This window comes from Alteromonas sp. S005, assembly GCF_036864475.1.
Classification (GTDB): Bacteria; Pseudomonadota; Gammaproteobacteria; order Enterobacterales; family Alteromonadaceae; genus Alteromonas.
Genome location: NZ_JAZETN010000001.1, coordinates 344,188 through 358,205, shown reverse-complemented (window position 1 = coordinate 358,205; position 14,018 = coordinate 344,188). Strand labels below are relative to the sequence as shown.

General features: G+C 45.2%; 11 protein-coding genes. 3 read left to right on the top strand and 8 right to left on the bottom strand.

Annotated elements, in window-relative coordinates:
- Positions 1-74: 74 nt before the first annotated feature.
- On the bottom strand, positions 75-899 hold the full coding sequence (locus tag V7R55_RS01495) for a DUF5777 family beta-barrel protein (RefSeq protein ID WP_334056714.1): 825 nt from the start codon (positions 897-899) through the stop codon (positions 75-77).
- A gap of 172 nt (positions 900-1,071) precedes the next feature.
- Positions 1,072-1,842: a SapC family protein gene (locus V7R55_RS01490; protein WP_334056712.1), complete on the bottom strand. Its 771-nt coding sequence runs from the start codon at positions 1,840-1,842 to the stop codon at positions 1,072-1,074.
- A gap of 371 nt (positions 1,843-2,213) precedes the next feature.
- Here V7R55_RS01490 and V7R55_RS01485 point away from each other — a divergent pair, with 371 nt between their 5' ends.
- Positions 2,214-3,452: a dipeptidase gene (locus V7R55_RS01485; protein WP_334056710.1), complete on the top strand. Its 1,239-nt coding sequence runs from the start codon at positions 2,214-2,216 to the stop codon at positions 3,450-3,452.
- A gap of 84 nt (positions 3,453-3,536) precedes the next feature.
- Here the strand turns inward: V7R55_RS01485 and V7R55_RS01480 are convergent, their stop codons facing one another.
- The 6 genes from V7R55_RS01480 to V7R55_RS01455 form a co-directional block, all read right to left on the bottom strand.
- Entirely contained in the window at positions 3,537-6,794 is a 3,258-nt protein-coding gene (locus V7R55_RS01480) for an efflux RND transporter permease subunit (RefSeq protein ID WP_334056708.1), read from the bottom strand.
- The gene (locus V7R55_RS01475) at positions 6,787-8,499 is read right to left on the bottom strand and encodes an efflux RND transporter periplasmic adaptor subunit (protein ID WP_334056707.1); all 1,713 of its coding nucleotides are present in this window, start codon (positions 8,497-8,499) and stop codon (positions 6,787-6,789) included. The genes V7R55_RS01480 and V7R55_RS01475 overlap by 8 nt, the downstream gene beginning before the upstream one ends.
- Positions 8,500-8,504: 5 nt before the next feature.
- Positions 8,505-9,926: a TolC family protein gene (locus V7R55_RS01470; protein WP_334056706.1), complete on the bottom strand. Its 1,422-nt coding sequence runs from the start codon at positions 9,924-9,926 to the stop codon at positions 8,505-8,507.
- A gap of 245 nt (positions 9,927-10,171) precedes the next feature.
- Positions 10,172-10,576 carry a hypothetical protein gene (locus V7R55_RS01465; RefSeq protein WP_334056704.1) on the bottom strand — a complete coding sequence of 135 codons (405 nt, stop codon included), beginning with the start codon at positions 10,574-10,576 and terminating at the stop codon, positions 10,172-10,174.
- A gap of 235 nt (positions 10,577-10,811) precedes the next feature.
- Positions 10,812-11,900 carry an alpha/beta hydrolase gene (locus V7R55_RS01460; protein WP_334056702.1) on the bottom strand — a complete coding sequence of 363 codons (1,089 nt, stop codon included), beginning with the start codon at positions 11,898-11,900 and terminating at the stop codon, positions 10,812-10,814.
- A gap of 84 nt (positions 11,901-11,984) precedes the next feature.
- The gene (locus V7R55_RS01455) at positions 11,985-12,725 is read right to left on the bottom strand and encodes a glutathione peroxidase (RefSeq protein ID WP_202942066.1); all 741 of its coding nucleotides are present in this window, start codon (positions 12,723-12,725) and stop codon (positions 11,985-11,987) included.
- 225 nt (positions 12,726-12,950) lie between these two features.
- Here V7R55_RS01455 and V7R55_RS01450 point away from each other — a divergent pair, with 225 nt between their 5' ends.
- Together V7R55_RS01450 and V7R55_RS01445 are read left to right on the top strand one after the other, a co-directional pair.
- Positions 12,951-13,646, top strand: coding sequence for an AAA family ATPase (locus V7R55_RS01450; RefSeq protein ID WP_334056699.1), 696 nt, complete (start codon positions 12,951-12,953; stop codon positions 13,644-13,646).
- Complete coding sequence (locus tag V7R55_RS01445) at positions 13,606-13,929, top strand: hypothetical protein (RefSeq protein WP_039227929.1); 324 nt, start codon at positions 13,606-13,608, stop codon at positions 13,927-13,929. Before V7R55_RS01450 ends, V7R55_RS01445 begins: the two co-directional genes overlap by 41 nt.
- The last annotated feature ends 89 nt before the right edge of the window (positions 13,930-14,018 follow it).

Sequence of the window (14,018 nt, the reverse complement as noted above, 5' to 3'; positions counted from 1 at the left end):
AATGAACTACCAACCGAAGTTGATAGTTCATTGTTGATTATTGCTAGTTATCAATAGTTGATGGCTGAATTGCTTTAGAAACGATAAGAAGCTGTAAGCGACGCTACATCACTTTCGATATCGCTATCAATATCGGTTTCATAGCTGGCCGATACTGAGAATTGTTCATTTACCCAGTAGTCTAAAGCCACCCCTGCTGTTTTTAAGTTGTCAAAGCCGTCTGGTGCATTGGTGTAGCTATAGCTGCCTTGAAGACTTAAGCCTGGGCTAAAGAAGTAACGCGCACTTCCAGATAATACATCAACATCATCGGCAATATATTGGGCGGTGAAGTCCCAGCCCGTTCCCTCGTTCCCTACTGTGGTATAGCGCGTAAAAACTAGAGGTGAAGTTTCATTCTCGCTTTCGCTGTAGCTATTTGTACCATCATTAATATCGTAAGTAGCGCGCTGATAAATTACCCCTGCGCCTATCTGCCATTGACGTGACAAGTTAAACCCTACTTTTAAATCAATATTGGTGTAATCCTCATCGCCAAAATCGTCGTCAAATTTACTATGGGCACCTTCAATGGCTAGCATCCACGTATTGTCGAAATAAAAAGTAGTACCTAAATTAAACACGTCGATACCGTCTAAATTAGCGTACCCACCAGATAGACTTGATACGCGCTGTAGATAAGGGTTTATAAGGTAAGCGCCGCTGTTGCCGCTAACTTCGTCAAGGTAGCGCACATATCTAGCACCGTAGAGATTGTCATCTACCCCTTCAAAATCGACAGCGGTAACTTGTAATTCGTTTTGTGTAGCGGCATGTGCTGCTGAAACTGAAAATGCTGAAGCCGTGATAAGTGATAGTGCGGTTAGCGTTGTTGAAAGTTTATTAGATTTAATATTCATGTCTTTTGTCCTTAAAAAATGTGTTGGGAACGACGAGTAGAATCACTACGCATAAGATAAGGCATTAAAACTTAACGGATTCTGAACGAAACCTGACGAAATCTGAACGTTATATTTAGGCATTAAAAAACCCGCGAAATCGCGGGTTTTTACTTTTAAATTTAAGACTTGTTTACGCGCTTGGCGCCGCTTCGGCTGGCGCTTCTTCTGCTTTAACTGCAGAAAGCTGCATGTTGCGAATTGGGTTATCTGTACTGTTTGAAAGCTCAACAAGACGATTAAGCTGACCAACTGACATCATTACCGCATAAATTGCACCTAGGAAGCCCTGTTTATGTAGCTCAAGTACTTGCTCTTCAGGTAGCTCAAGAAGTTTCTTCTCGTTGATGCTCATCATGCCAGTAACATTGCGCTGCTTACCATCTTGGTAAGTAAGGCGAATTTGAATAGGATCAAGTAGGTCTAGCTCAACAACTTTGGCTACAAAACGCTGTGTCAGCATTTCGCTATTAGCTAAGTCTGCTAGGAATTTTTGACGGTTTTCAAGAAACTCACTAGCTTCACCGGCATCAGTAAACAGAGGCTGACCTTCGTCAGAGATAAGATCAGAATTTTCATCAATGTAAACCCCAAGCTTGTCGCCGTCTGGACGCACGTCAAACGGATAGCGAAGGATGTTCATTGGAACGTGAGGGCCTTTCCAACTATCGCCAGTTAGGAAAAGGTTTTGACCTTGCTCCATACCAAGCATAGTCACAACGTGGTGACGCTTAGATGCAGTGTCTTCGATAAACACTAGCGGCATTGTTGCTGCAAGTTGTGCGAATTCACGGATAGTCGCTGCTGCTAGGTGTGTATTTTTAGCAAAGCTGAAAGATGTATTTACCGCAACCTTTAGGTCTTTATGCTTTTCTTTATCTAGCGGTACAAAATTAATAGCCATATTTATTTCTCATACTTGTTAGCTGTGGCCCCGGCTTGATTATGTGAGAAGAGCGGGTGCCACTAAAAAAATTACGTCGGCCGCGCTGATGCATAGTAGTCATCGATAATTGGCGGAGCGCTTGGGAGTATCCCGTATTCGCGCAATGAAGTCACGCAGTCTTCACCATAACAAGTTTTAAATTTTTATTGCAATGTAAACTTGAAGTAAACAAGCACAAGCGCTCTAAAATTGAGCAATTTTGATCAATTTGAAGGTTCATATGCGCAATCTGAAGTAAAAAGGAAGCGAGTGACACCTATTGTCGCGGTATGCATTATCCTTTAGTCTCTTCTAATCCAAGCGATAAAAAAACAAAATAAGGATTTTCTATGAAGGGGCGCTTCCCACTCTCATCTTGCGCATTAGTAATTTCTGCGCTTATTACCTCACATTCAGTAATTGCTGACACCCCCGCGTATTCAGCATCTGAAAAAGCTATCAAGATCGCACAGGAAACCATAATTGTAGACGGGCACATTGATGTGCCTTATCGCGTAAAGGAAAAGTGGGTGGATGTCACTAAAGCCACCGAGGGTGGAGACTTTGATTATCCACGCGCAGTATCTGGCGGTCTGAACGCCCCTTTTATGAGTATTTATGTACCTGCCAGCTTGGATAACTCTCCAGAATCTACGCAGCTCGCCCATGAGCTCATCGATTCAGTGGAAGCGATTGTTGCCCGCGCACCGGATAAATTTGCCATTGCTAAGAGCCCTTCTGACGTAATGTCCCAATTTGAAAAGGGGCTTATTTCATTGCCTATGGGGATGGAAAATGGTTCTCCTATTCAAGGGGATTTAGCAAATTTATCGGCTTTTTACGAGCGTGGGATCCGTTACATTACTCTTGCTCACAGCCAGGCTAATCACATATCTGACTCTTCGTATGATCTGCGTAGAAAATGGAAAGGCTTAAGCCCGTTTGGCAAAACCCTAGTGGGCGAGATGAATAATATCGGTATCATGTTAGATATTTCTCATGTGTCTGATGACGCCTTTTACCAGGTTATTGAGTTAACAAAGGTACCAGTTATAGCATCCCACTCTTCACTGCGCCGATTTACACCTGGCTTTGAACGCAACATGGACGACGAGATGATCAAGAAGCTCGGCGAAAATGGCGGTGTGATCTTGATTAACTTTGGCTCTAGTTTTGTATCTAAAGAAGCCGGCAAGTGGCGCAGCGGTCTTACCGCAGCGCGTAAAGCGTTGGTTGGAAAAGAAGGTGAAGACAGCCCTAAGCTAGAGAACTTTGAAGAGAATTATCGCAAAGAAGTGCCTTACCCTTATTCAACGCTTGATGAAGTGCTTGACCATATTGACCACGTTGTAAAACTGATTGGTGTTGAGCATGTGGGTATTGGTTCAGACTACGACGGCGTAGGTGACTCACTCCCCATTGGACTTAAAGACGTGGCGAGTTTTCCAAACTTAGTTCAAGGGTTGCTCGATAGAGGCTATAACCGTAGCGACATTGAAAAGATACTAAGTGGTAACCTTTTACGCGTTTGGCAGCAGGTAGAAGACTATGCGGAAGGTTATACAGAAGATCACGCGGCAGCGCATTAGTTACCTCACGTATTATGAATAAATGCTGGGGAAGCGTGTGCTCGCCTCCCCATGCTTTTCTGCTCTATTGAACTTTCTATTCTGTTACGCTTTACGTGAAAGAATTAGGTAATACGCACATGGTAATACCAAAAGCGTTAATACTAGGGCACTCGCCATACCGCCTACCATAGGCGCAGCTATTCGCTGCATTACCTCGCTGCCTGTTCCCGTAGCATTAAGCACAGGTAGTAGGCCAGCAATGATAGAAAGCGATGTCATCATGACAGGGCGAAGTCTTGCCAATGCTGCCTGCACAATAGCTTTTTTAACAAGTGCATCTTTTTTAGTGTGGCCATTCTCTGTTGCGTGCTCAGTAAGTATTTCCGATACATATTGGTTTAAATACACCAACATGATCACGCCTATTTCCACCGCTACACCGGCAAGGGCAATGAAACCTACACCCACCGCAACGGATAGATTGAAATCAACAAAGTAAAGCAACCACACACTGCCCACCAATGCCAGAGGCAAAGTAGCAAGTATAAGTGCCACATCGCGAAGGCGTTTAAACGCCAGATAAAGTAAAAGACAAATAATGGCTAAGGTTAGAGGTATAACTACCGACAGTTTTGCCTTTGCGCGCTCTAGGTAAGTAAACTGCCCAGCCCAAGAGATTGAGTAGCCAGTGGGTAAATCAAGGTGCTGTGACAAATGACGTTTCGCGCTATCTACATAGCCTCCTAAGTCAATACCTGTGGCTGAGTCTGACGAGATATCAATGTATACCCATCCATTTAATCGTGCATTTTCGCTCTTAATCCCAGCTGGCCCGTCTTCAATACGCACGGCTGCGACGTCTCCAAGTGTAATGTGAACACCGCTTGGCGTGACGAAAGGCATGGATGCTAAAGACTCAGGCGTATCGCGGTAGTGCTGTAAAAAACGCATGGAAATAGGAAAACGCTCACGCCCTTCCACTGACTGTGTAACCACTCTGCCGCCCACTGCAGACGCTAAAATACTGTGAACATCATCTATTGTCATAGCGTAGCGCGCAGCCAGTTTTCTGTCGATATCGATAGTCACGTAACGACCGCCCACCACGCGTTCAGCGTACACTGATGCGGTGTTGGGTAAGTCTTGAAGAAGTACTTCAATTTTTTTTCCAATGGCTTCGATACCGGCTAAGTCGGGCCCCGCGATTTTAATGCCCACAGGCGTTTTTATGCCCGTGGCTAACATGTCGATGCGGGTTTTAATTGGCATGACCCACGCATTAGTTAGCCCGGGGAACTGCACTAGAGCATTAAGCTCTTCTTTGAGCTGTTCTGTGGTCATGCCCTCTCTCCACTGCGCTTTAGGTTTAAGCTGAATGAAGGTTTCAATCATGGTCAATGGTGCTGGGTCCGTGGCCGTATCCGCCCGTCCAATTTTTCCAAATACCGTTTTAACCTCTGGCAAGGTTGCAATGAGTTTATCTGTTTGTTGCAAAAGTTCTCTAGCTTTACCCACTGAAATACCTGGGTAGGTTGTGGGCATATACATCAAATCACCTTCATCCAATTCAGGCATAAATTCACTACCGAGATGGCTTAACGGCCAGTACATGGAAAGCAACAAGCAAAACGCCCCCACCAAGGTAAGCAGTGGGTAGTTAAGCAACCACGTCAGTAATCGCTGATACACACGTTCCAACACTCGGTTTACCGGATTTTGGGCTTCGGAACGTATTTTTCCGCGTACAAAATAACCTGCTAGCACAGGAACCAAGGTAATTGCCAGCGCGGCAGCTGCTGCCATGGCGTAGGTTTTGGTGAAGGCGAGAGGTGCAAAAAGACGCCCTTCCTGTGCTTCTAACGCAAAAACAGGAATAAAGGATACGGTTATAATGAGGAGAGAAAAGAATAATGCTGGGCCAACTTCTGTGGTTGACTTAACCACCAGCTCCCAACGTTTGGCTGTTGAAAGCTTTGCAGATGTTGGCGCAGTGATTGGTATTGATGTTCGCGTTTGGGCACTCCCTGAAACCTTTTGACTTGCTGCCTCCCCCTGACTAGCTAAAACACCCTGACTTGAAGAAACAGCGTGCTGATGAATGTGCTTGTGTAAATTTTCAACCACAACAATAGCGCCATCCACCATTGCACCAATAGCTATAGCAATGCCGCCCAGTGACATGATGTTGGCGTTCAGCCCCTGTAGCTTCATCACGATAAAGGCGGTGAGTATGCCAATAGGCAAACTGATTAGCGCCACCATTGAGGAACGTAAGTGGAACAAAAAGATTGCGCATACCACACCTACTACTAATAGCTCCTCTAAAAGCTTATCAAAGAGGGTATTGATAGCGTTGTCGATTAATGTCGAGCGGTCGTAAACCTGAACGATATCCACCCCTTCAGGCAAGCTCGCTTTTAGCGTTTTCAATTTAGCTTTCACCGCATCGATAGTGGCTTTCGCGTTTTCGCCGTAGCGCATCACAATGATGCCGCCAACGGTTTCTCCTTTTCCGTTTAGCTCGGCAATACCGCGGCGCATTATCGGACTTTCAATAACTTGGGCTACATCATTTATGGTTATACTTACCCCATCCTTTATAACGCCGGTTGGCAAGGTTTGTATATCGTCAATACCTTGAATGTAGCTTTGCGCAGTGACCATATACTCGGCTTCCGCCATTTCGATAACCGAAGCACCAGAGGCGCGATTACCTCGTTTAAGCGCAATTTCAATCATAGAGGGCTCAATGTTATAGGCACGCAGCTTTTCGGGATCGACGACAACCTGGTACTGCTTAACCATTCCCCCTACGGTAGCCACTTCAGATACGCCCTCAACCGACTGAAGCTCAAACTTTAAGAACCAGTCTTGCAGTGCTCTTAATTCTCCAGCATCAAGCGCATTGGGATGACTGGCATCATTTTCTAAGGCATAAATGTAGACCCACCCTACCCCAGTGGCATCTGGGCCTAGCTGAGGTATAACGCCTTGAGGTAGCTGAGAGGATGCCTGGCTAAGATATTCCAATACTCTGCTTCGCGCCCAGTACATGTCGGTATCGTCATCGAAAATGACATAAACGTACGCGTCGCCGAAGAACGAATACCCGCGCACTGTTTGTGCTCCGGGCACAGACATAAGTGCTGATGTAAGTGGAAAGGTCACCTGATCTTCAACCACTTGTGGCGACTGGCCCGGATAGCTAACTTTGACAATTACCTGGACATCGGACAAATCAGGAATAGCATCCACAGGCGTGTTTTTCACTGCCCAAATCCCTGAGATACTGAGCAAAATCGCGCTCAAAAGCACCAGAATTCTATTGTTTATCGACCAGCGAATTACCGATTCAATCATGGTGCATATGCTCCTTATGATTTGTCGACTCGTGCTCTACTGACTTATGAACCATCGATTCGTGAGCATGGCTGTGGTCTTCATCGCCTTCCAGGTCGTCCGCATTGTGTTTATGATTACTGTGATCTGAGCCATGCATCGTGTCCTTACTCACCTTATGTTCGCTGTGTTTCCCCATATCAATTACTGTAAACTCTTCGCCAGTCACAAAGGTGAAAACTATGTTGTCGCCTTCTTTGAAACTAGATAAGTCAATATGCTTTGAAACTGCAAAAGACATGGTCGCAGGGCCCCGCCCCCATTTTTCAATCGGCCCGCGAGCGATTACTAACTTTGCGTTATTCGAAGCGCCATTCGTTTCGGTGTCAGCTGGCAATTCAATTGCCTCAATAGCACCTGTCGTCGTAGCCTGATGATCGGGCGCTTCCATTCGCTCAAAGTCACTGCTTTTTGACGACTCTGAATCAATCAAAAATTGTGCTGATACCACAACGTTATCCTCTGGCAGCAAACCTTCTATAACTTCAAAATGCGTACTATCACTTTGCCCCAGTTTGACGCGTACCGATTTAAAGTTGCCGTTACCATCACTCAACACCACCTTTGTGCCTTTAGACGTGCGAATAACCGCGCTACGCGGCACTAGCAAAGCGGGCTTGCGCTGCACAGGTTTTAGCGAAACCTGCGTGAACATATTAGGCTTTAATGTGTGGCTCTCATTAGCCAAAGGAATGCGCACCTTCAAGGTTCGCGTTACCTCAGATAAAGAGGGATAAATATACTCAACATGACTTTCCCAGTTTGCCGTTGAAGCATGTGCCATTTCATCAAGAGTGACCACAGCGCGGTCATGCGGCGCAATCAATTGCGCATATTTTTCTGCTACTTCAGCAATCACCCACACCGTATCAAGTTGCGCGATGCTCATTAGCGTAGTTCCAGGCTGAACGTAAAACCCTTCACGAATGTTTAGCGCTTCTACTACACCACTTTGTGGCGCATGAAAGGTTACCGTTTGAACAACCTGTCTGCCTTTTCTAAGTTCGGCGATAGCGCTCTGTGACATACCTAAGGTTTTGAGACGTTCAGCAGCCCCTAATATCAAACGAGAGTCTTTTCGCTTAAGGGCCAAAACGTATTCTTCTTGTGCACTAACTAGTTCTGGGGAGTACAAGGTGTAGAGCGCTTGGCCTTTTTCGACCTGCTCACCCTGAGACTTGATAAATAGCCTATCTACCCAACCCGATACTCGGGGGTGAATGTGTACAATACTGTCTTCATCATAGGCTACATTGCCCACCGCCGTTACGGTCTGTTGAAGTGTTCCAATGGTAACGGGCGCGACTTTAACACCTATATTGTGCTGTACATTTGGCGCAATCATTACGGTACCAGGCGTACGCTCATTACTTTTCGCAGATGTTGCTTCGTCATTGGCGTATACTGGCACCAAGTCCATTCCCATTGGGGACTTTCCTGGTTTATCTCGGCGATAGCTGTCATCCATAGGGGCTACCCAATATAGAGGTTTTTCCTCGTCGCTAACGGCGCTGTCTTTATTGTCTAGCGCCATAGAAATAGACGCGCTAGACGGCAATAGCCTGGCTAGGCCAAAAGCAAGGAGGCCGCCAACTAGCAGACCTACTAGCAAACCTTTTATTAGCGTGCTTTTTGTATCTGGAGCAGGGTGAGTTGCAGAAGTCATATTAACTACTCTTTATTCGAAAAATGGGCGTGAGTGGGCAGGTACAAGTAAGTAAGTGACGCCAGTGTTCTGGCGCGCTCGATGTCGATTTTGAGTAAATCATCCTGTACCTGTACTTGCTTGAGGTTAGCATTGACAACATCACTAATATCACCGGTGTCTGTAGTGTAAGCTGTCAGTTCAGCTTCAGAAAGTTGCTGTGTTTCACCAATTAACGCCGTTTCATAAAGCGCTTTGCGCTCACTTAGCGCTGACAAGCGTGATTTAAGCACCTCTGCATTCGCGGCAAGCTCGTTCACTTTCAAGCGGAAGTCCGTTTCAGACGCACTCATTTTGGAAGCCGCCGCGGCTATTGAAGCGTCTTGACGAGATTTATTGAAAAACGGAAGGTCTACTTGAACACCCAATGACACAAAATCAGCTCGGCTTGCGCCATTTTGCGCGTCTTGTCTGTATCCATAACTTGCTTCAAATGCCCACTGAGACTTAGTTTGCTCTCGCGCTATGTTCACATTTTGCGCTTCTATCTGGGTCTGAATTTGAAGCAGCATAGCCTCAGGATGATGCTGTAGTATTGAAAAAGGCTCACTGTTCTCAATAACCGTTAAGAACGAAGAAAGGCTGAGCTTGCTGTCGTTTAAGATAGCATCGAGTTCGATACGCTTTGGATAAGAAGGCGTTGATTCTTGCGTTGATTGAGCCAGCGGTGCGCTTACAGAGTCATCTAGCGGCGCACCAAACCATTTTGAAAGTGCCGATCTCGCTTCATTTTTTTGCTGGTAGGCCTGCACATATTTGTCGTCTAGTGACAACAATGCCAAGCGCACTTGCAGTATGTCTTGCTGCGCCGCTGCACCAACGCCTTGACTGTATCTGGAGTCAGTAAAATCGAGTAGCTGTGTAAGCAATGATTTCTCTTTGTCCAATAATCCAATGCGACGTGTTGCATAGACCCAATCTAACCAAGTAAGGGTAACTTCACGTTTAAGCCACGCCTTTCTAGCTTGGCTCTCTACCGACATTTGATCAGCCATAACCTGATACTTTTGCTGGCTGTAGAGGTTTTCATCGCCTCGCGGTAACTGCTGCTTCAAACCAACTTTAAATTGCGTCATAGGCTCTTGATCAAATGCGAAGCCGTCGGTAGGCAAGTTTTGTACAGACGCTGAAACTTGAGGATTTGCCCAATATGATGACGCATCAGCTTCTGCATTAAAGCGATCCTTTCGATGCGCATTCCCCTTAAGCAAAGGGTCGTATTGAATAGCTAACTGCAGCGCTTGCTCTAGGCTTAGGGTTTGCGCCACAACAGGCTTATTAGCCATCAAAAAAGAAGAAAGCACAAAAATTAAGGCGAACAAGGCGCTTGCTTTACAAGGTCTGTCAGCGCATTCGTTCACTTTTTTGGGTACCGAATAGTTGCTCATGTATAACATCACTTTTCAGGTGTAAGGCGTGTTGACGTTGCCCCGCTCTTCGCTAAATTCGACAAAGGGGATTAGCAAAAAGGCTTACCACGCGTTACATAGATAAAAGATCAGAGACATCTCAAAACGACTAGACGACGTCGTGACATAAAAACGTCTCTGCTGCGAAATAAATCCGCGAGATAGATCTATGCTGTGAAAAGTGACTTAGGTGGGCGAAACTGCCCGAAGTGAGGAGATGAGCGCTACCCCAGTATAGGTGCAGTGGCAGCCATTCTGGCTACCGATATTTCGGTTTCAACGGTAGGCTGAATAAGCGCACTCGCGCTAAAATTAAAACAGTGATCGGCTGGGCAATTACATTCATCCTTGCAGCAAGACATGTCGCTCATCTGCGATGCTTTCACGCTATTCACGCCTGCATCGCTAACTTGTACGCCGTCGAACTGTGCGGGTTTGCTCTTGCTGTTTTTAGCACTTAAATCCGCAAGTTGTGATGACAATTCTTGGTGCTGACAATGTGTATTAGCAGACTCAGGGATTCGAACCTGATGGTTAGCATGAGCAGCATCCGACTGCGGTGTCATCACCGACATTGAATGGGCATGTTCGTATGAATGTTCGATAGATACAGCGCTACCTGACGACACGAGGGCCACCATTAAAAACAGTGTAAGGATAAACGAACTTGCATTCGCCGACCTATACCGTTTGCGCGTTAAACTAATCCGAAACTTTCTCAAATACTGTACTCAAAATATTGCTGTCTATTGTACAACGAAATAATAGCGTGATCTAACCAAGCAGTAAAGCCAGCCTTTAATGTCGCTAAGCTAGGGCCTTTTGACCTTTGTTGTACACCAAATGTCAACAGGCCCCCGTAGCTTATTCAAACTGAGACAGGTAATCACGCAACATAAGTCCCATGGTTGAAAATAGCGGGTTTGCTTCAGGTACCGCACACTCTTCTTGCTGATTAACCATGTTTGCGTTGAAATTCATTTTATTGAGCAAGCTTGTATTCACGACTAAATCTGCGTGGCACAACCCGTACGATTCATCGATAACGAAAAAGGTATTCGGACCTTTACTTGCTTCCATTAACTGCTCTATGCCGCGAATTGGCGTGGTTTCATCAGCTTGAGAGTGAGCGGCAAATAGCGGCACTTCAATTTGCTGTCCTTCCTCGACTTTGTCCCGAATGATGTTTATTAAATCCATCAATTCCAACCCTGCTAAACCTGCCACATTTGGATATTTGTAAGGGTTGGGGCCATGAGTTTGATAGGTTCCATCAATAATTCTGGCTAAAAGTTTAATGCCCCAAATTCGAGACATACTTTCAGCATTATCAGACAGCGCTAGCGCGCCAGAAAATAGCATAAGACCATCAATATTATTTACTTCGCTTCCTGTACTATCCAGATAATGTTCAACCGCCAGTGCACCACCTGTAGAGAATCCACCTACTAGCAAAGTATCACCCATGCTATCAGCCAATTTAATGACTTCATCAACGTGTGACTGCCAGCGCTCTGCTAAATCCCAGTCAGACATGTCATCATCGGCATCTCGTTTACCATGACCAGGTAAAAGGGGCACAACTACGGTAAAACCCTGTTCAAATAAGATGTTAGCGATTTCACGCATAAAGAAAGGTGAGTCGCTTAAGCCGTGGATAAGCACTGCCACCTTGCTGCTTGATTTGTTGGTCAGCATGAAAGGCGAATTGCCTTCATTTCGCAATACGTTGCTGCATACCGAAAAACGATTAAGTGCCGTTTCTCTACACGGCTGGGTTTGGCCCCATTCTTTTTCGTAAAATGCTTTGAACTGATTTTGAAGATCTGAAAAACTTCTGCTTTTCATTTCGCTAGTATCGGGTATCGACACATTTGCGGCCATAGCCATATTTACACCTAAAAGCGCAACAATACCTATGAGCAATTTTACAAAAAACTTCGATGACACCATTATTCTCCGCTACGGATAATTAATAAAAAACGGGAGCAGTTTACCATGCTCCCGTTTCTTGTGACGATTAATACGTATATTACGTTAGCTAAAGTACACCTCTAGATCATCAGAACCACCAATATGCTTACCGCCAATAAAAACTTGCGGCACGGTTTCGCGACCACTAATCGCCATTAAGCTGGTCAGTGAAGCATCTTTGCCCAACACAATTTCTTCGTACTCGTAGCCTTTTTCATCAAGCAGTTTTTTCGCTTTAGCACAGAAAGGACAACCCGGTTTTGTGATAATAGAAACAGGTGCGTTGGTTTGCTCTTCTGGCGCAATGTAAGCCAGCATGGTATCTGCATCTGACACTTCAAACGGGTCGCCGGCAACATCAGGTTCAATAAACATTTTGTCTACCACGCCGTCTTTTACTAGCATTGAATAACGCCAGCTTCTTTTGCCAAAGCCCAAGTCCGCTTTATCTACAAGCATACCCATGCCATCAGTGAATTCACCGTTGCCGTCTGGAATAACAGTAATGTTAGCGGCTTCCTGATCTGCGGCCCATGCATTCATAACGAAAGTATCGTTTACCGATACACAAACAATGTCATCAATGCCGTGTTTCGCGAACTTTTTCGCTAAAGCGTTATAGCGAGGTAAGTGGGTAGAGGAACAGGTTGGCGTAAAAGCACCAGGAAGTGAGAACACCACGACATTTTTGCCAGAAAATAATTCATCTGTCGTTTTCGTTACCCATGCATCCCCCTCTCGGCATGGAAATGACACGCTAGGTACTTTTTGACCTTCTTTGGAAGTAAAGCGACTTTCTGACATAACAACCTCTTATCGGTAATCTTATTGATGAAGTAAGAAGACTAGAACGAGTTTTTGCACAAATCAATAGGTATTGTCTTACATTCGTTAATATCGATTTTGATGCTGAACCTAGTTCATAGGCTGCCTATGCTTTTAGTCGAGGTTAGGTTCGGTCGTGACATTATTCACGTTCCTCCGTAACGCTCAGTACTTTAACATAAGCGATATTCGAGGGTTATCACCATGATTATTTTGGTTGGTGGAGAAAAAGGCGGTAGCGGAAAGAGCTGCCTGGCACAAAACATTGCAGTGTATCTTCGCACTGAAAAAGGTGCCAAGGTGTTAATGGTCGACTGTGACCCGCAGCGAACGACCTCAGACTGGATCCAAGAACGCAAAGCTAACCCACGTCTGGCCGAAATAAATTGCGTTCAGTTATACGGAAAAATACGTAACGAATTACTTAGTCTCCGTCAGTATTACGATTACGTTGTGATCGACTGTGGTGGCCAAGACAACCTTGCTTTACGTTCTTCAATGGCGGTCGCTGACCATATACTAATTCCACTTAGACCCAAACGTCGCGATCTCAAAACGGTACCTCACATGGAAGATATTTTATCTACCTGTAAAATGGTTAACCCGAAAATGAACGCCGCGTTCGTTATCACACAGTGCCCTTCTCTACCTAGCCTGGCAAACCGTATTCTAGAGGCAAAAGAAGTGTGTCGCTCATTTGGTATTCCCGTCCTAAACTCTGTTACTTTTAGTAGAAACATGTATGACGATTCAGAAGAGTCAGGGCAGTCAGTTATTGAGAGTGAACCAGAAGGTAAAGCGGCCACAGAAATAAGAACCTTGTTTGAAGAGCTACTAGCTGGCAAAATGGAGGATGCTTATGAGTTTACTCAACCTCAAAAAGTCGAAGCCGTTAGCTAAGCCCAATCTACGAACTGTAGAAGATTTTATCGACGATGCGCTGCTTTATGCCCAAGGTAAAGTGGATAAAAAGCAACCATCGGCGGCAAAAAACGATTTAAAAGACGTTCGTACAGAGCGCGTTGTGCCGATAAGAAAGCCTGTAAAATCAGAAGGTATGCGACATGCTACCTTCACGTTAACACCGCAATGTATTGAAAAACTTGCAAACATTGCCCAAAAGACAGGTAAAGCCAAGTCTGCACTGATTCGAGAGTGGATTGAAGATAACAGCATAAATTAGACTAAAGTATAAATCCAAATACGTATTAAAAACGTTTTATTCTTCACAATAATAATGTTGCTAGGGCGAAAGGCCCTTGAGATACTCAG